At 72.0% G+C, this 18,711-nt stretch carries 13 protein-coding genes; 3 read left to right on the top strand and 10 right to left on the bottom strand.

All coding sequences use genetic code 11. The features are described from left to right. Nucleotides 1–37: 37 nt before the first annotated feature. From ACIF6F_RS01235 to ACIF6F_RS01210, 6 genes are all read right to left on the bottom strand, one after another. Nucleotides 38–1,747, bottom strand: a complete 1,710-nt coding sequence (locus tag ACIF6F_RS01235) for a carbohydrate-binding module family 20 domain-containing protein (RefSeq protein ID WP_399939482.1) — start codon at nt 1,745–1,747, stop codon at nt 38–40. 270 nt (nt 1,748–2,017) lie between these two features. Next, entirely contained in the window at nt 2,018–3,079 is a 1,062-nt protein-coding gene (locus ACIF6F_RS01230; protein WP_399939479.1) for a LacI family DNA-binding transcriptional regulator, read from the bottom strand. Continuing rightward, nucleotides 3,076–4,725 carry a glycoside hydrolase family 13 protein gene (locus ACIF6F_RS01225; protein ID WP_399939476.1) on the bottom strand — a complete coding sequence of 550 codons (1,650 nt, stop codon included), beginning with the start codon at nt 4,723–4,725 and terminating at the stop codon, nt 3,076–3,078. The genes ACIF6F_RS01230 and ACIF6F_RS01225 overlap by 4 nt, the downstream gene beginning before the upstream one ends. A 159-nt stretch (nt 4,726–4,884) precedes the next feature. Next, nucleotides 4,885–5,766 (bottom strand): sugar ABC transporter permease, encoded by an 882-nt coding sequence (locus ACIF6F_RS01220; protein ID WP_399939474.1) that lies wholly within the window; start codon nt 5,764–5,766, stop codon nt 4,885–4,887. A 2-nt stretch (nt 5,767–5,768) separates the two neighbouring features. After that, the gene (locus ACIF6F_RS01215; protein ID WP_399939471.1) at nt 5,769–6,785 is read right to left on the bottom strand and encodes a carbohydrate ABC transporter permease; all 1,017 of its coding nucleotides are present in this window, start codon (nt 6,783–6,785) and stop codon (nt 5,769–5,771) included. Nucleotides 6,786–6,829: 44 nt separating this feature from the next. Next, nucleotides 6,830–8,107, bottom strand: coding sequence for an extracellular solute-binding protein (locus tag ACIF6F_RS01210; protein ID WP_399939469.1), 1,278 nt, complete (start codon nt 8,105–8,107; stop codon nt 6,830–6,832). Between the two features lie 211 nt (nt 8,108–8,318). Between ACIF6F_RS01210 and ACIF6F_RS01205 the strand changes: the two genes are divergently transcribed. From ACIF6F_RS01205 to ACIF6F_RS01195, 3 genes are all read left to right on the top strand, one after another. After that, entirely contained in the window at nt 8,319–10,034 is a 1,716-nt protein-coding gene (locus ACIF6F_RS01205; protein ID WP_399939467.1) for an alpha-amylase family glycosyl hydrolase, read from the top strand. A 25-nt stretch (nt 10,035–10,059) separates the two neighbouring features. After that, nucleotides 10,060–11,082 carry a LacI family DNA-binding transcriptional regulator gene (locus ACIF6F_RS01200; protein WP_399939464.1) on the top strand — a complete coding sequence of 341 codons (1,023 nt, stop codon included), beginning with the start codon at nt 10,060–10,062 and terminating at the stop codon, nt 11,080–11,082. Between the two features lie 170 nt (nt 11,083–11,252). After that, on the top strand, nt 11,253–12,140 hold the full coding sequence (locus tag ACIF6F_RS01195; protein ID WP_399939461.1) for a phosphatase PAP2 family protein: 888 nt from the start codon (nt 11,253–11,255) through the stop codon (nt 12,138–12,140). 47 nt (nt 12,141–12,187) lie between these two features. Here ACIF6F_RS01195 and ACIF6F_RS01190 read toward each other — a convergent pair whose 3' ends face one another. The 4 genes from ACIF6F_RS01190 to ACIF6F_RS01175 form a co-directional block, all read right to left on the bottom strand. Next, entirely contained in the window at nt 12,188–13,471 is a 1,284-nt protein-coding gene (locus tag ACIF6F_RS01190; protein ID WP_399939458.1) for a hypothetical protein, read from the bottom strand. A gap of 383 nt (nt 13,472–13,854) precedes the next feature. Beyond that, nucleotides 13,855–14,220, bottom strand: a complete 366-nt coding sequence (locus ACIF6F_RS01185; RefSeq protein ID WP_399939455.1) for a YbjQ family protein — start codon at nt 14,218–14,220, stop codon at nt 13,855–13,857. Between the two features lie 78 nt (nt 14,221–14,298). Beyond that, a complete protein-coding gene (locus ACIF6F_RS01180) occupies nt 14,299–16,395 on the bottom strand; it encodes a PIG-L family deacetylase (protein WP_399939452.1) in 2,097 nt (698 codons plus the stop codon). A gap of 214 nt (nt 16,396–16,609) precedes the next feature. After that, on the bottom strand, nt 16,610–18,652 hold the full coding sequence (locus ACIF6F_RS01175; RefSeq protein WP_399939450.1) for a PIG-L family deacetylase: 2,043 nt from the start codon (nt 18,650–18,652) through the stop codon (nt 16,610–16,612). Between the last annotated feature and the right edge of the window lie 59 nt (nt 18,653–18,711).

The following is an 18,711-nucleotide window of genomic DNA, read 5'->3' as shown; positions in this document are numbered from 1 at the left end:
GCGTGCCGGGCGCCGTGCGGGACTTTCGCAACACCCCCTAGCTGCGCCAGGTGTCGTCGAGCACGACCTTGCCGCTGGCGGGGACGGTGGCGGTGCGGTTGGCGCCGCTCTCCCAGGTGACGTTGCCCGCCGCGTCCTTGCGGACGTACTTGTACTCGAAGGCGGTGCCGGCCGGCATCGTCACGTCGAGCTTCCAGACGGGGTAGGCCGCGGGGTCGAGCTTGAGCGCGGAGCCGGTGTTCCAGTTGCCGAGGGCGGCCTGGTTGCCGACCACGTAGACGTTCTGGCCCCAGCTCGTGGTGGCGTTGACGCCGAAGCTCGCGCCGGTGTCGCCGCTGGGCGGCGGGACGGGCGTGCCGGAGCAGGTGCGGGCGCCGGTGTGCAGCGCGAGGGCGGTGCCGGCGGCGAGGGTGGCGGTGAACTGCCCGGAGGAGTTCACGGTCACGTTCCGCCCGCTCTGCACGTCGCAGTAGTCGCCCGCGGCGAGCGAGGTCTGGAAGGTCCGGGTGAGCGCCGCGCCCTCGTGGTTGATGGCGACGTACGCCTTGGTCCCGCGGCCGAAGGCGATCTGGTCCCCGCCGTTGTCCCACCAGTTCACGACACCCTGACCGCGGGCCGTGTTCCGGAAGGCGACCATCGAGGAGATCTCGCGCCAGGCGTGCTGGCACTTCCAGCCATCGGCGTAGCAGGCGTTGACCGTGCCGCCGTTCGGCGGGCCCGCGTCCTTGTCGGTCCACTCGTAGCCGGAGTGGACGTCCGGGGAGCCGTACGGCCAGGCCAGCATGAACACGCTGGCGAGCGTGTAGGCGGACCCGTCCTTGTAGCTCAGGGTGTCGCCGCCGCGCTCGGTGTCGTGGTTGTCGACGAAGACCCCGGACTGGCCGCTCGGCATGTGGCCCCAGGCCTCGCCGAAGTTCTTGAGGTAGGCGAGGTTCTCGTTCTGGAAGACCCGCTTGAGGTCGCGGGCGTAGCGGAACTCCTGGACGTCGCCGTTGCCGAGGTACTCGCTGGGCGAGACGGCCTCGCCGGCGCCGTATATCGCCTCCTGCTTCCAGTAGACGGAAGGATTCGTCAGCCGCGACTTGATGTTGGCCAGGTCCGCGGCCGGCATGTGCTTGGCGGCGTCGATGCGGAAGCCGTCGACGCCCAGCGACAGCAGGTCGTTGAGATATCCGGCGATCTTCCCGCGGACGTAGTCCTCGCCGGTGTCCAGGTCGGCGAGCTGGACCAGCTCGCAGTTCTGGACGTTGGCCTTGTCCTGGTAGTTGGAGATGGTGGCGCGGCAGTCGTCCATGTCGGCGCCGGAGTACAGGCCGGGGTAGTTGTACTTCGAGTACGCGGAGCCGCCGGTGCCGACGCCGGAGCCGTCCTGGCCGGCCATGTGGTTGACCACGGAGTCCGCGATCACCTTGACGCCGGCCGCGTGGCAGGTGTCGATCATGTTCTTGAAGGCGGTGCGGTCCCCGAGCCGGCCGGCGATCTTGTAGCTGACCGGCTGGTACGAGGTCCACCACTGGCTGCCCTGGACGTGCTCCTGGGGCGGGGAGACCTGGACGAAGCCGTATCCGGCGGGGCCGAGCGAGTCGGTGCAGGCCTTGGCCACCGAGTCGAACTTCCACTCGAAGAGCACGGCTGTGACGTCCTTGGTGCCGGGCGGCACGGCCGACGCCTGCGGTGCCTGGACCGTGAGGGCGGCCGCCGCGAGGGCGACGGTCACCCCCGCGGCTCTGCGGGTGCGTGGGGGCATGGGTCCTCCTGGCAAGAGGGTGCGGGTGCGGGTGACCTCGTACGGCAACGCGCCATGCCCGTAAGGCCGAGAACTGCTCTGCAAGTTGACTGAAACTTCTTGCGGTCGCGACCGTACGAGGCCCACCACCGCACCGTCAACCCTTTGGACACACCTTCGTCATCCGCCGGTAATACAGGCGTTTTTTGGCCGCAACAACTTACGCAAGAGATTGCAACGCTGTACGGTTCAACCCAGTCCCGGCCCGGCCGGACGGGGGCCCTGAGGGCCCTACGCGCCCGGACGGGCGGGCCGGGGCGCCTGCGCCGTCGACCCCCGCACCACCAGCTCCGGCTGGAACACGAACTCCGTCCGCTCCACCGGGTTCCCCCCGACGGCCTCCAGCAGCGCACCCACCGCAGCCGTCGCCATGGCGCGGACCGGCTGGCGGATCGTGGTCAGCGGCGGATCGGTGAACGGGATCAGCGGCGAGTCGTCGAAGCCGACCACCGACACGTCCTCGGGCACGCGCAGCCCGCGCTCGCGCACCGCCCGGATCACGCCCAGCGCCATGGGGTCGCTGCCGCAGACGATGCCGGTGCACCCCTGGTCCAGCAGCGCGCCGCCGGCCGCGTGGCCGCCTTCCACGGTGAACAGGGTGCGCTGGATGTACGGCTCGGGGTCGTCGATCCCCAGCACCTCGGCCAGCACGGCCGCGAAGCCCTCCGCCTTCCGGCGCGAGGGCACGTACCGCGTGGGGCCGATCGCGAGGCCGATCCGCTCGTGCCCCAGCTCGGCGAGGTGGCGGACCGCCATGGTGGCGGCGGCCCGGTCGTCCGGGGACACGAACGGCGCGCTGATCTTCTCGTTGTAGCCGTTTATCAGCACGAACGGCGTGCCGCGCGCCGCCAGCCGCAGGTACCTGGCCGGATCCGCGGCCGCGTCGGCGTGCAGGCCGGAGAGGAACACGATGCCGGTGACACCGCGCTCCTCCAGCTGCTCGACCAGCTCGTCCTCGGTGGCACCGCCCGGCGTCTGCGTGCACAGCACCGGGGTGTAGCCGTGCCCGGCCAGCGCCTGCTCGATGACCTGCGCGAAGGCCGGGAAGATCGGGTTGGTCAGCTCCGGGATGAGCAGGCCGACCAGCCCGTTGCTCTTGCGCCGCAGCCGTACGGGCCGCTCGTAGCCCAGCACGTCGAGCGCGGCCAGCACCTTGTGCCGGGTGGACTCGGCCACGCCCTGCTTGCCGTTCAGCACCCGGCTGACGGTCGCCTCGCTGACCTGGGCCTGCGCGGCGATGTCCGCCAGCCGTGGTGCCCCGGGCTCGCCGCCGCGCGGCGCGGGGACGGTCACACCGCCCACCACACCGTGCCGTCGGCCGGCAGCACGCCGTCCTCGACGGGGCCGCTGGCCAGCAGGCGGGTGCCGGGCGCGGTGAACAGCACCGGCTCGCCGGTGGTGTTGGCCGCGCACACGAAGGAGCCGCGGCGGAAGGCCAGTACGCCCTCGGGGGCCGCCAGCCACTCCACCTCCTCGCCCGCGCCCAGGTCCGGGTGGTCCCGGCGCAGGCGCAGCGCGGAGCGGTACAGCTCCAGGGTGGAGTCGGGGTCGCCGGACTGCGCCTCGACGCTCAGGCCGGCCCAGGACGCGGGCTGCGGCAGCCAGCTGGGGCCGCCGGCGACGGGGCCGAAGCCGTACGGGGCCTCGGTGCCCGACCACGGGATCGGCACCCGGCAGCCGTCGCGGAAGCCGTCCTGGCCGGCCGCGCGGAAGAAGGACGGGTCCTGGCGCACCTCGTCGGGCAGGTCGGTCACGTCGGGCAGGCCCAGCTCCTCGCCCTGGTACACGTACGCCGAGCCGGGCAGCGCGAGCATCAGCATCGTCGCGGCGCGGGCCCGCCGCAGGCCCAGCTCGCGGTCGCCCTGCTCGCGCAGCTGCGTGCCGAGGCCGGCGGGGTTGGCGTAGCGGGTGGCGTGCCGGGTGACGTCGTGGTTGGACAGCACCCAGGTGGTGGGGGCGCCGACGGGGCGCATCGCGGCCAGCGAGCCGTCGATGACCTCGCGCAGCTCGGCCGCGTCCCAGTTGGCGGTGAGGTACTGGAAGTTGAAGGCCTGGTGCATCTCGTCGGGGCGCACGTACCGGGCCGTCCGCTCGACGGTGGGGGTCCAGGCCTCGGCGACCAGCACGCGGTCGCCCTCGTACTCGTCGAGGATCCGGCGCCAGGAGCGGTAGATCTCGTGCACGCCGTCCTGGTCGAAGAACGGCATGATGTCGTTGCCGAGCAGCTTCAGCTGGTCGCCGGAGCCGATGTCGGGCAGGCCGGGGGCCTTGACCAGGCCGTGGGCGACGTCGACGCGGAAGCCGTCGGCGCCGAGGTCCAGCCAGAAGCGCAGGATGGAGCGGAACTCGTCCTGGACGGCCGGGTGCTCCCAGTTGAAGTCGGGCTGCTCGGGCGCGAAGAGGTGCAGGTACCACTCCCCGTCCTCGACCCGGGTCCAGGCGGGGCCGCCGAAGATGGACTCCCAGTCGTTGGGCGGCAGTTCGCCGTTCTCGCCCTGGCCGGGGCGGAAGTGGAAGCGCTCGCGCAGCCGGGAGCCGGGGCCCTCGCGCAGCGCCTGCTTGAACCAGTCGTGCTGGTCGGAGCAGTGGTTGGGCACGAGGTCCACGATGATGCGCAGGCCCAGTGCGTGGGCCTCGCGGATGAGCGCGTCGGCGTCGTGCAGGGTGCCGAACATGGGGTCGATGGCCCGGTAGTCGGCGACGTCGTAGCCCGCGTCGGCCTGGGGGGAGGCGTAGAAGGGGCTGAGCCACACCGCGTCGACCCCGAGCTCCTTGAGGTACGGGAGCCTGCTGCGCACGCCTTCGAGGTCGCCCATGCCGTCGCCGTTGCTGTCGGCGAAGCTGCGCGGGTAGACCTGGTAGATCACCGCGTCTCTCCACCATCCCCTGTGCGTGCCGGTGGTCGGGGCGGCGGCGGGGGCAGCGAGGTGCTGGGTCATGTCATCCCTGAAGGTCTCGGGGTGGGACGGCGCCGGACGGTCGGGGTCGGCGCCGCGCTGAATCGTGTACGCGCGTCGGTCGGTGGTACGGGGTGGGGGCCGTACGCACGGGACCCTGTGCGGGGGTTCCGTACGTACGGCCCGGGGAGGCCCCGCGCGTCAGCCCTTGGTGGCGCCGGCGGTCATGCCGGCGACCAGGTGGCGCTGGGCGAAGATGAAGAACGCCGCGGCCGGGATCGCGATGAGCACCGAGGCGGCGGTCATCGGGCCCCAGTTGGCGGTGTACTGCGTGACGAAGGTCTGCAGGCCGCCCGCGAGCGTGAGGTTCTCCTCGCCGACCATGAAGGCGGAGGCGTACGCGACCTCGCCCCAGGCGGTGATGAAGGAGTAGAAGGCGGTGACGGCCAGGCCGGGCTTGGCCAGCGGCAGGATCAGCCGCCAGAAGGTGCCGAAGGGGTTGAGTCCGTCGACGCGGCCGGACTCGTCGATCTCCACCGGGATGGTGTCGAAGAAGCCCTTCATCATCCAGGCGCAGAACGGCACCGCGATGGTGAGGTAGGTGATGATCAGGCCGACGGGCTGGTTGAGCAGCCCGAGCTGCCCCATCAGGTTGTAGAGCGGCACGATCAGGATCGCCATGGGGAACATCTGCGTGATGAGCAGGGTCCACATCAGCGGGCGCATGCCGGGGAACTTGAAGCGGCTGACCGCGTAGCCGGTGGTGGCCGCGATCATGACGCCCAGGACCGTGGTGACGCCGGCGACGAGCGCGGAGTTGGCGAACCAGGTGAAGAAGGAGGTCTGCTCGACGAGGTAGCGGTAGTTGTCGAGCGTGGTGTCCTTGAGGAAGTCCGTGGTGATCGCGTACTTCGCGGGCTTCAGCGAGGTCAGCAGCACCCACAGGACCGGGAAGACCGCCACGGTCGAGGCGACCGCCAGGGTGGCGTGCAGGCCGAAGGAGGCGAGCGGGCTGCGCTCGCCGCGCTTGCGCACGGGCTTGGCCGCGGCCGTGCCGGGGGTGGTGGGGTTCGTCGTGGCCATGGTCACCACACCTCTCCCTGCTTGCGCAGCGAACGCCGGTAGACCAGCGCGAAGATCATGAGCAGGGCGAGGATCAGCACGCCCCAGGTCGCCGAGCCGGCGAAGTCGCGGGGGCTTTCGATGAACGCCTCGCGGAAGGCCTGGGTGACCAGGATCTCGGTCGCGTCGCCGGGACCGCCCCGGGTGAGCAGGAAGATCACCGGGAACATGTTGAAGGTCCAGATGGTGGAGAGCAGGATCACCGTCATGCTGACCGAGCGGAGGCCCGGCAGGGTGATGTGCCGGAAGCGCTGCCAGGGGCCGGCGCCGTCCATCTCGGCGGCCTCGTAGAGCTCGCCGGATATGGACTGCAGGCCGCCGAGCAGGGCGACCATCATGAAGGGGACGCCGAGCCAGACGTTGACGGCGATGACCGAGACCTTGGCCCAGGTGGGGTCGTCGAGCCACGGGATCGCGCTGATCCCGCCGCCTTCGAGGAGCTTGTTGAGGATGCCGTTGTCGCGGTTGAAGAGGAACCGCCAGGCGAAGACGGAGACGAAGCCGGGCACGGCCCACGGCAGGATGAGCGCCATCCGGTAGAAGCCGCGGCCCTTGAAGGTCCGGTTCAGCATGTTGGCCAGGACCAGGCCGAGCGTGAAGGTGATGGAGACGCAGGCGACGGTCCACACCACCGTCCACACCAGGCGCTGGAGGAAGACCGGGTCGGAGAGCACCGCCGTGTAGTTGTCGAGGCCGACGAACTCGTACGTGGCCTCGATCTCGTTCACGCCGATGGTGCGGGCGACGTTGCGCTCGTTGGCGTCGGTCAGCGACAGGTAGATGCCGCGGACCAGGGGCCAGCCGATGATCACGCCGAGCACGATCACCACGGGGGCGGTCATCGCCCACGCGTACCAGTGCGTCGAAACCGCCCGGCGGAACTTTCCGGGTCGCTGGTCAGTCCTGCGGCTCCGGCCGCGGGCGAGATCCTCGCCCGCGGCCTTTGCCACCGACTGGCTCGTGGTGGTGTCCACAGCCATCCTCCGTCGGCCTGCCTTCCTCTACCGTCTTCGGCTCTCGGCTCTTACTTCCAGCCCTTGAGGATCTTGCGGAACTCGGCGCCGGCCGCCTTCGCCGCGTCCTCCGGGCTCGCCGCACCGGTCACAGCCTTGGTGTACTGCACCTGGAGCGGGGCGAACAGGCTGCCGTTCTCCGGGATCCAGGCGCGCTCGACGGCCTTGTCCACGGCGGGCTTGAAGAACTGGACCATCTCGTTGCCCTTGACGTCCGGCTGCTCGTAGGCGGCGGTACGGGTGGGCAGCAGGGAGAGCTCCTTGGCCGACTGCACCTGGACCTCCTGCGAGGTCATGTACTCGACGAAGGCGTGGGCGGCGTCGCGGTTCTTCGAGCCCGCGTAGACCGCCAGGTCGTGGCCGCCCTGCGGGGCGCCCTGACCGGCGGAGCCGGCCGGGACCGCGGCGATGCCGAGGTTGGCCTTGTCCTTGAACTCGTCACCGGCGTAGGCGTCGGCGACGGCCCACGGACCGTTGATCATCATGGCGACCTTGCCCGACTTGAAGGCGGTCTGCATGTTGTTCCAGCCGTCGGTCGCGTTGGTGAGCGCGGCGCCGGAGGTGACCAGGTCGCGGGCGGCCTTGAAGGCCTTCACGCCGGCCGGGGAGTCGACGGTGACCGTCTTGTTCTTGGCGTCGACCAGGTCGCCGCCCTCGCCGTAGATGAGCGGCAGGAACCAGTACGAGTCGTCGCCGCGCAGGTAGAGGCCGGTCTTGCCGGTCTTGCTCTTGATCGTGGCGGCGGCCTTCTTCAGCTCCTCCAGGGAGGTGGGGGCCTCGACGCCGGCGTCCTTGAGGATCTTCTTGTTGTAGAAGAGGCCCATGGTGTCGATGACCTGCGGGACCGCGTAGGTGGTGCCCTCGAACTTGCCGGAGGCGGCGGCCTGCGGCAGGAACTCGGAGTCGACCTTCTTGGCCGTCTCGGCGGGCACCTTGTCCAGGTAGCCGAGGGAGGCGAAGTCGGCGACCCAGCCGACGTCGGCGCGGATCACGTCCGGGGCGTCGGCACCGCTGCTGAAGGCGTTCTTGGCCTTGTTCTGCGCGTCGCCGTACGGGACGTTGACGTACTTGACGGTGACCTTGGGGTGCTTGGCGGTGAAGGCCTTCGCGATCTTCTCGAAGGTGGCCTTCTCGGCGTCGTTGGAGGTGTCCCACCAGGTGACGGTGCCGGAGAGCTCGCCGCCCGCCTTCTTGCCGTCCTCGCCGCCGTCGTTCTTGTCGCCGCCGCAGGCCGTCGCCGCGAGCGCCAGGGCCGCGACCAGCGCGGTGGCCGCTATGCCACGCCGCATATGAACTCCTTCAGTGATCCCGACCGCTCCCTCGCGGTGCCGAGTGGAAGGGAACGTAACAAGCTTGAAAGACGACCGAAAGACCTTGCGGCAATTTTCTGCAAGCTCGGGGGATCGTTACATCCACGTGTCCGGAAGGTTGCCGCTCCTTGCTGGCTGTTCGACGCCGGAGGCCCGCAACCCAGGGGGGTGTCGTCGCGTTGACCCCGATATGACCCAGGAGCTGACCGCCGTCCACACTGAAAGTCCTTCCAGCAAGCCGACCGGCTGGTGGCGCGACGCGGTGATCTACCAGGTATACGTACGGTCCTTCGCCGACAGCGACGGCGACGGCGTCGGGGACCTGCGCGGCATCCGCTCCCGCCTGCCGCACCTCGCCCGGCTGGGGGTCGACGCGGTCTGGCTCACCCCCTTCTACGCCTCCCCCCAGGCCGACGGCGGCTACGACGTGGCGGACTACCGGGCCGTCGACCCGCTCTTCGGCACCCTGGAGGACGCCGCCGACCTGGTGCGGGCCGCCCACGACCTGGGGCTGCGGGTGATCGTCGACGTGGTGCCGAACCACACCTCCGACCGGCACCGCTGGTTCCAGGAGGCGCTCTGCGACCCCTCGGCCCGGGCCCGCTACCACTTCAGGCCCGGCCGCGGCCCCGGCGGGGACCTGCCGCCCAACGACTGGGAGTCCGTGTTCGGCGGGCCCGCCTGGACCCGGGTCGACGTGCCGGTGGGCAGCGGGGGCTCCCGGCCGGAGGCCGGGGGCGAGTGGTACCTGCACCTCTTCGCGCCCGAGCAGCCCGACCTGAACTGGGAGCACGCCGAGGTCCGCGAGGAGTTCGACTCGGTGCTGCGCTTCTGGCTCGACCTGGGCGTCGACGGGTTCCGCGTCGACGTCGCCCACGGCATGGTCAAGCCCCCCGGCCTGCCCGACATCGGACACAGCGGCCAGGCCCGGCTGATCGGCGAGCAGGTGCTCCCCTTCTTCGACCAGGACGGGGTGCACGAGATCCACCGCTCCTGGCGGCGGCTCCTCGACTCCTACTCCCCCGCCCTCCGCCCGTGCGGCACCCCCGGGCAGCGGATCGGCGTCGCGGAGGCCTGGGCGCCCACCTCCGAGCGGCTGGCCCTGTACGTCCGGCCCGACGAGCTCCACCAGGCCTTCAACTTCCGCTTCCTGAACTGCCCCTGGGACCCGGAGGCGATGCGCCGCGTGATCGACGAGTCGCTGGCCGCGACCGCCTCCGTGGGCGCCCCCACCACCTGGGTGCTGTCCAACCACGACGTCGTCCGGCACACCACGCGGTACGGCAGCCTGGCCCGGGCGCGGGCCGCTGCGCTGCTGATGCTGGCGCTGCCCGGGTCGGCGTACCTGTACCAGGGGGAGGAGCTGGGCCTGCCGGAGGTCACCGACCTGCCGGACGAGGTGCGGCGCGACCCCGCCTTCCGGCGCGGCGGCCCGGCCACCGGGGCGCAGGGCGCATCGGCGGACGGGCAGGAGGGGCTGCGGGACGGGTGCCGGGTGCCGATGCCGTGGTCGGGCGCGGAGCCGCCGTACGGTTTCGGCCCCGGCGGCAGCTGGCTGCCGCAGCCCGCGGACTGGGCCGGGCTGACCGTGGAGGCGCAGACCGGCGATCCGCACTCCACACTGGAGCTGTACCGCGCGGCCCTGGAACTGCGCCGGGCGCTGCCGGGGCTGGGCGCGGGACCCGACCCTGCCGGGAACGGCGAGGGGAACGGCATGCGGTGGCTGGACTCCCCGGCAGGGGTGCTCGCCTTCGGGCGGCCGGGCTTCGTCTGCACCTTCAACACCCGGGGCACCCCCGTCGAACTCCCCTCCCCAGGACGGCCGGTGCTCTCCAGCTCCCCGCTCGGCGGGGACGGGAGGACTGTCCTTATTCCCGCTGATTCCTGCACGTGGTGGGCAATCTGACATGCGACCGGTACAGTCCAATCCCATGACCGCGAGGCTTGCCGACATCGCAGCCCAGGCGGGGGTCAGCGAAGCCACAGTCAGCCGCGTGCTCAACGGCAAGCCCGGCGTGGCCGCGGGCACCCGTGAGTCCGTGCTTGCCGCGCTCGACGTGCTCGGTTACGAGCGGCCCGTGCGGCTGCGCCAGCGCAGCGCCGGCCTCGTCGGACTGATAACCCCCGAACTGGACAACCCGATCTTCCCCGCCCTCGCGCAGGTCATCGGACAGGCCCTGACCAGGCAGGGGTACACGCCCGTCCTCGCCACCCAGACCCCGGGCGGCTCCACGGAGGACGAGCTCACCGAGATGCTGGTGGACCGCGGGGTCTCCGGCATCATCTTCGTCTCCGGTCTCCACGCGGACACCACCGCGGACATGACCCGGTACGACCAACTCCGCGGCCAGGGCGTGCCGTACGTCCTCATCAACGGCTACTCCGCCAAGGTGCAGGCGCCCTTCGTGTCGCCCGACGACCGCGCCGCCATGCACCTGGCCGTCACGCACCTCACCTCGCTCGGCCACACCAGGATCGGCCTGGCCGTCGGCCCGAAGCGGTTCGTCCCGGTGCTGCGCAAGATCGAGGGCTTCCACTCGGCGATGCGCGAGCGGCTGGGGCTGAGCCCCGCGGAGACCGAGGAGCTGATCCAGCACTCCCTCTACAGCCTGGAGGGCGGCCAGGCTGCCGCGACCGCGCTGATCGGGCGGGGCTGCACGGCCGTGGTCTGCGCCAGCGACATGATGGCACTCGGTGCCATCCGGGCGGCGCGACAGCAGGGGCTGCGTGTGCCGCAGGACGTCTCGGTGGTCGGCTTCGACGACTCCCCGCTCATAGCGTTCACGGATCCGCCGCTGACCACGATCCGCCAGCCGGTGCAGGCCATGGGTCAGGCGGCCGTCCGCACGCTGCTGGAGGAGATCGGCGGCACCCCCGCCCCGCCCAGCGAGTTCGTCTTCCTCCCGGAGCTGGTGGTCCGCGGGTCGACGGCCTCGGGTCCCGGCCGGCCCTGAGGGGCCGGGATCGGGCCCGGCGGGTGGTCCGGGGAGGGTCTCGGGAGGGTCTCGGGACGATCCCGGAGGGATCCGCCGTACGAAGGTCATACGTAGGACTGATCTGATGCACTGAAGACCGTCCCGAGGGATGATCGGAGGGCAGTACCGATCTGGCAGACTCTTTCCCTATGGGTGAAGCGAGCGTGAAGACACTGGAAACCCGGACGGATGTCGCGTCACCCATCGTGACCGAGGACGACCGCCCGGGCGGGTCCACGCGCACCCTCTGGGAGCGGCTCCGCGCACCGCGCCGGCCGCGCCTGTGGTTCGAGATCCTGCTGATCGCGGTCAGCTACTGGACGTACTCCCTCATCCGGAACGCCGTCCCGGAGCAGAAGGCCGCCGCCCTGCGCAACGCCGACTGGATCTGGCGGGTGGAGCACGACCTGGGCATCGCCGTCGAGAAGACGGTGAACCACGCCGTCGACTCCGTGACCTGGCTGGTCGTCGGCATGAACTACTACTACGCCACGCTCCACTTCGTCGTGACCATCGGCGTCCTCGTGTGGCTCTACCGCCGGCACCCGGGCCGTTACGCGCCCACGCGCCTGGTCCTGTTCGCCACCACCGGCGTGGCCCTGGTCGGCTACTACCTGTATCCGCTCGCGCCGCCGCGGCTGATGACCGGCGAGAACTTCATCGACACGGTGCTGGTGCACCACACCTGGGGCTCCATGGCCTCGGGCAACCTCAAGCACATGTCGAACCAGTACGCGGCCATGCCCTCCATGCACATCGGCTGGTCGCTCTGGTGCGGGCTGACGATCTTCGCGCTGGCCTCCGCGCCCTGGGCGAGGATCCTGGGCCTGCTCTACCCGACGGCCACGCTGGTCGTCATCGTGGCCACCGCGAACCACTTCTGGCTGGACGCGGTGGGCGGCATGCTCTGTCTCGCCTTCGGCTACTCCCTGTCGTACGTCTGGTACGGATCGCTCGCGCACCGGCTGCCCCGGCTGCCCGAGGACCAGTCGCCTCCGCCGCTGAGCAACGCGCTGCTGAACCGTATCCGCCGCTGAGCCACGGCCGCCGCAGAGGCCGCGGGGCCGGTGGGCAGGCGGCCGTCCTACTTCTTCTCCCTCACCTTGTCAGCGAGATCGCCGAGCGTCTCCTTGAGGATCTTCCCGAAGTTCGAGAACCCGGTGTCGGCCTGCCGGCGCACCTCGGCCAGGGCGACCTTGGCGTCGGCGAGCTTCTTGTCGATGTCCGCGCCCACCTGTTCGACGTTGGCTCCGACCGTGATGCCCACCTGGGCGAGGGCCAGCTCGACGCGTGCCCGCTTGTGCCCTGATCCGTCGACCATGAGGGAGTCAAGCCCCACGCTCCGCACCATGGAGTTGTACTTGTCGTCGGTGAGCTCCTCTTCCAGCAGGTGCTCGGCCAGGGTCTTCAGGAGGTACTTCTCGTCAGGGTCCAGCGCGAACGCCTCCGCGCGGGCGGGCGGCTCGGGCGGAGCGCCTGCGGACACCTTGGCGACCAGCTTCTTCACATCCTGCTCGATCTCGGCTGCGGTCCTCCTGGCTCCGTTGACCAGCTCGTTCCACCGGGATTCCGCGGGAATGACCTCCTCCCGCACGGTCTGGAGGGTCTGCTCGACGAGGGGCAGGGCAGTGGACCTCAGGCAGCCCGATTCGATCAGGGCCTGGCACGCCCTGAACCGTTCCAGGCTCTCCTCCAGCACGGCCAGCTTGAGGGTGAGTTCGTGCTGGAGCTCCGGGGACTTCCCCAGCCATCCACCGGAGAGCAGGGATCGGATCTCCCCTGCGGTCGCATAGCCCTTCAGGCACGCCTTCCGGACCAGCATTCCCTTCGAGGTAGGGTTCGGCCCGATGGCGATGACGGCGTCCAGGATCTTCTCCGTGCCGTGCACCTTCGACAGGACTTCGGCGACCGCCGACGCCCCGTCGCGCTCGGCGTAGTACTTCAGGATGTACTGCGCCGTGTCGACGATCTCCTGTACCAGCACGACCTGCTCGGCGGCGGCCACGACCCGCTGCCGAGCGTTCTCCTCCTGCGCCTGGAGCTCGCTCACCTCCCAGAGCCGGCGGGAGAGTTCCTCGTCGAATGCGCGCTGCCCGTCCGGTTCCGCACCAGTCGGCCGGTCCGGTTCGGGTGCCGGGGAGTCGGCGTCAGCGATGCGCTGTTCGGCCTGCCGCCGGGTCTCCATCACCTTCCGCTTCTCTTCCCGGACGATGGAATCGAAGGCCTCGGCGGCCTCCCGGAGCGAGGGGATCTTGCTGTTGGCCAGCTCCGGAATCCCCTGCTGCTGCCACTTCTCGATCTCCCGGATCAGTACTGCGGCCTTGCCCAGCTCGACGGCTCGCTGCTTCGCAGTAGCGGCCCGGACCACCCCCTCTTCGGTGATCGCAAGTACTTCGGTTTCGGTCGCCGGGGAGGGTGGAGGCGGTGAGGTCATGCCTGTGCCTGTTCATGAGGTGGGTGGTCGAGGGGCCCGTGGGGCCCCGCCTTGCCTCATGAGTTTCCGCCGGTCCCGCGCGCTTGTCGTGGTCCGGAAGGGGAGCCACAGAGGAATTCCGGGTTCCCCCAACGGGCACGCCCGGCGGGCGGCCTAGGGGGTGTTGCGAAAGTCCTGTGTGGTGCCCGCGGTGTCCGGTGCGTGCTCTCGGCGTGCCGGACGAAGGCCCTCGTACTGGGCGTACTCGGGGCTTTGGCCGGTGCGGCGAGAGTGCGTGCCGGGCGCCGTGGGCGCCGTGCGGACTTTCGCAACACCCCCTAGGCCGGGGCCAGGACCACCGCCGTGCCGTACGCGCATACCTCGGTGCCCACGTCGGCGGCCTCGGTGACGTCGAAGCGCATGGCCAGGACGGCGTTGGCCCCGCGTGCCTGCGCCTGCTCCACCAGTCGCTCCATGGCCTGGTTGCGGGTCTCCACCAGCGTCTTCGTCAGGCCCTTCAGCTCGCCGCCGAGCATGGACTTCAGGCCCGCCCCGATCTGGCTGCCGAGGTGCCGCGACCGCACGGTCAGGCCGAAGACCTCGCCGATCACCTGCTGCACCCGGTGCCCCGGGACGTCGTTCGTCGTCACGACCAGTACGCCGGCGTGGGGTGCCTGGCCCCCGCCGTATTCGTCGATGCCCATGGGCCCACCCTGGGGCGCGCCCCAGGGCCGCGCATCCCGGGTGAGGCGTTCTCGTGACCTCCCGGGGGCCGTCCGGGGTCAGCCGGCCGCGGGGCCCACGGGTGCCCACGGGGACAGCGCGGCGTCCGGTGAGCCCTCGGTGGCGCTCCAGTACAGGCGTCCGTCGATGCCGACGACGGCCAGCGTGGTCCGTCCGTCGTCGGTACGGGCAGCGGCGGGGGCGCCGTCGAACATCACCCGGGCGCGCTCCCAGGCCCGCCCGGGCCCGCCTGCGGTGCCGAGCCCGCCGTCGGCGGAGCGGGCGGCCAGCACCCGTCCCGCGGCCGCGATCCCGCCGTAGCCGCCCGGTCCCCCGGTCTCGGCGAACGGGGAGACCCGCAGGCCGGCGGTCTGTCCGGCGAGGGCGGTGCGCACGTCGCCCGAGTCCGGCTTGCGGAACCAGAGCCGTACGCCCGCACCGTCCGGCACCGCCGTGAGCGGGATGGTGGTCGGGGGCAGTCCGGTGGCGGTGGCCGGGCCGAGCGGGGCACCGGCGGAGCGCTGCGCCCAGCCCAGGACGGACCGGCCGGTGCTGGAGAACACGTAGCGCCGGCCCCGGGCGTCGGTGGCGGCCGCCGGGTTGCCGTGCAGGTCGGTGCCGCCGAGCCGGTCCCAGGGGCCCCAGTCGCCGGCCGCCCGCCGGGTGCGGCCGCGTAGCGTCTGGGCGCCGTCGCGCACGTACACCGCGAGGCGGCCCGTGCCGTCGGCAGCGAGCGCGGGGGCGCCGAGGTCGGAGAGCCAGGTCGCGTCGTCCCGCTCGGGGGTGCCCAGGGACTGCCACGGGCCGAAGGCGCCGCCCGGGGTCCGCTGGACGGCCAGGACGACCTCGCGCCGGTAGTCCGTGCCGCTCGCGCCCGGCTCGGTGCGGGTGCCGGTGACCGCGATGCGGCCGTCGGGCAGCCGGAGCGCGGAGACGCCCTGGTCCATGCCCGTGCCGGGGACCAGGGCGGGGCCGGTCCAGGGGGCGGCGGGGCCGGGGCGTTCCCAGACCGCCAGCTGCCCGTCGAGCACGGAGAAGGCCGACAGCCTGCCGCCGGGTGCGGGGACGAGCCACGAGGTGCTGTTGCCGCGGGCGTAGCGGATGTCCTGGCTCCAGTGGTTGCCGCCGGGGTTGCGGGACACCTTGAGGTCGCCGCAGCCGGCCGGGCTGCCGCAGTCCTGGCCGCCGAGCCAGGCGTACGCGTCGAGCACCGCCAGCTTCCGCCGGGCGTTCTCGGGGTCGAGGGCCGTGGCGAAGGAGCTGTTCTGGTACCCGAGGTAGTTCTGGACGGTGAAGTGCGGGCGGTGCCGGTCCTCGGCGGCGTACCGGGTGAGGGCGGCCTGCAGGAACCGCGCCCCGTACACGTGGTCCTGGTGGTCGGTGGGCTTGCGGGTGGCGCGGTACCGGCCGGGGGTGGGGTCCTGGGTGCGGACCAGGGTCGGGTGGTAGGTCTCCAGCAGGCCGGTGAGGGTCCGGACGACCTGCTCCCTGTCGTAGGCGAAGGGGGTCCTGACCGGGGTCCCGGAGGTGAGCTGCGACTCCAGGCGCGGCACCCGGCCGTCCCAGAGGCCGTGCAGGCTGTGCGGCTGGTCCGCGCTGACCACGCGCGCCTCGCGCATCTGGAGCCAGACCAGGCGGACCGAGGGCGCGGCGTCGAGGACGTCGAGCTCCGCGTGGCCGCCGCCGCGGGTGGCGACGGCCGACCGGGTCCAGCGGGAGGTCCGGTCGCCGGTGGCCATCTGGGCGTAGGCGGCGCGGATGCCGTTCTGGCGGGCCTCGGCGTAGGCGGCGCGGTCGGCGGCGGGGCGGGGGGCGCCGCGGCCGCCGGCGGCGTTGACCCCGTCGCTCTCGCCGGAGGTGAGGTAGACGGTGGTGAGGGGGTGGCCGGCGGCTATCGACTGCGAGAGGTCGGGGTTCATGAAGTACAGGTCGTCGTCGGGGTGGGCGACGACCTGGAGTACGGAGCCGCGGCCGGCGTTGGTGCCGGAGTGGGTGCCGGCGGCGGTGTCGTCGCCGGCCGCCGCGGTGCCGGTGCCGCCGGGGGCGGCCTCGTAGGCGACGGTTCCGGCGGCCGCCACGCAGAGCGCGGCGAGGAGGGCGAGGGTGCCCTTGCGCATCGTCCGGGGTGGGGTGCGGCGACGATGCGTCGGGGGCATAACGGAACGTCACCTTCCATACCGGGCAATTTTTAGCATCATAAGCACGGCGATGTGATGGTTGGCGTCGTATGTCCGTTACGGGTACCCGGCGGATGTGTAACAGCCGCCCGGGCCGCAGCCGCCAGGTGCCCGAAGGGGGCCGAAGGGGGCTCGGTGGCGTCCGAAGGCCGGTGGCGTCCGAAGGGGGCCCGTGGGGGCCGAAGCCCGTTCCCTAGGGCCGGTCCTGGGGCTCCGTCACCGCCGGGCGCCACGGCTGGGGCCGGCCCCCCTGGAGGCTCCCCGGCGGGTACGTCGTCCAGTGCAGCTTCGCGTCGAGCCCCAGCACGGCCGTGGTGGCCGGGCCGGTGCTCTCCGCCACGCTCGCCGGCGACCCGGCGAACAGCATCTCCGACTCCGACCACGCGGGCGGCCCCGTGAGCGGCGAGACCCCGACCGTGCCGCCGGCGACCCGCCCGGTGAGCAGTCCGCCCGCGGCGCTCACCGCGCCGTACCCGGCGGTGCCCCCGACCTCGCGGACCGGGGAGACGAGCGCCCTCGCGGCCCCGGGCGCGAGGGTCACGGTGCGGACCGCGCCCGAGTCGGGCTTGCGATAGAAGAGCCGTATCCCATCGCCCTCGGGGGCCGCCGAGAGCGGGAGGGTGGTCGGCGGCAGGCCGGTCGGGTGGGGGCCCGTCAGCCGGCCGCCGGGGACCTGCTGGTACCAGGCGAGCACCGTGCGCGGAGTGGTGGCCGTCACGTACCGGCGGCCCGACGCGTCCTTCGTCACCACCGGCTCGCCCATCAGGTCGGTGCCGCCGAGCCGGAGCCAGGGGGTCCAGCCGCCCTGGGGCAGCTGCTCGCGCACCCGCAGCGTGCGGCGCGCGTCCCGTACGTACACCGCGAGGCGTCCGCTGCCGTCGAGGACCACCGGGGCGGGACCGCTGATCGCGGAGGTGCCGGGGGCGTCCGCGGTCTCCGGGGTGGCCAGGGACTGCCAGGAGCCGAAGGGGCCCCCGGGCAGGTCCTGTACGGCGAACACCACGTCCCGGCGGTAGTCGGCGGCCCGCTGCCCGAGGGTGGTGCGGGTGCCGAAGACCGCGACGCGGCCGTCGGGCATCCGTACGGCCGACGCGCCCGGGTCCATACCGGGACCGGGCAGCAGCTCGGGCCCGGTCCAGCGGCCCCGGGGGCCGGTGCGGTGCCAGACCGCCATCCGGCCGTCGAGCACGGCGAAGGCGTAGAGCCCGCCCTGCGCGTCCTCCACCAGCCAGGACGTGCCCTCGCCGCGCGTGTAGCGCTGGCTCTGCACCCAGTTGGCGCCGGTGGGGCGGGCGGCCACCTTGCGGTCGCCGCAGCCGGCCGGGCTCCCGCAGTAGTTCTCCTTGTCCATCCACGCGTACGTCTTGAGGGTGCGCAGCTTGGCGTTGGCGGTGGCCGGGTCGAGGGAGTGGGGCAGGGCACTGTTGAGGTAGCCGAGGTAGTTCTGCACCGAGTAGTGCGGGCGGTTCGGGAACCGCTCGTACCGCGCCGCCGCGGCCTGCACGAACCGGGCGCCGTACATGTGGTCCTGATGGTCCGTGAACTTGCCGCTGCGGGCGTGCCGTCCGGGGGTGGGGTCCTGCATCCGTATCGTCGTGGGCCTGAAGCGCTCCAGCACGCCGGTGATGGTGGCGACGACCTCGTCCTTGGTGTACGCGAAGGGGGTCGTGACCGGGCTGCCCGAGGCGAGCTGGGACTCCAGGCGCGGTATCCGGCCCTCCCACAGGCCGCGCAGGCTGTCCGGCCGGTAACCGCTGACGGTACGGGCCTCCCCCAGCTGCAGCCAGACCAGGCTGATCTGGGGCCGGGACACCAGGACGTCTATCTCGGCGTGGCCGCCGCCGGCCGTCTCGATGGCGGAGCGCTTCCAGGGGCTGGTGCGGTCGCCGGTGGCCATCTGGGCGTAGGCCGCGCGTATGCCGTTCTGCCGGGCCTCGGCGTAGCGGCCGCGGTCGGCGGCCGGGCGCGGGTCCTTGAAGTGCGGGCCGCGGGCCGCGTTGATGCCGTCGGACTCGCCGGAGGTGAGGTAGGCGGTGGTGAGGGCGTGCCCGGAGGTGAGCGAGCGGCTCAGGTCCGGGTTCATGAAGAAGAGGTCGTCGTCGGGGTGGGCGACGATCTGCAGCACGGAGCCGCCGACGGTACGGGTCGGGGCCGCGGCGGGCTGCGGGGTGTCCAGGGCCGTGACCCGTCCTCCGGACACGACGGCCACCGCGGCGGACGCGCTGGCGGCAACCACGGTGAAAAGGGCAGCGAAACGGATGCGGCGGGCAGGGGGCATCGGGTCACGCCTCGGGA

Source organism: Streptomyces sp. NPDC086023 (assembly GCF_044540325.1).
GTDB lineage: Bacteria > Actinomycetota > Actinomycetes > Streptomycetales > Streptomycetaceae > Streptomyces.
The sequence above is the reverse complement of the archived record's forward strand: the minus strand, read 5'-3'. Positions and strand labels throughout refer to the sequence as shown.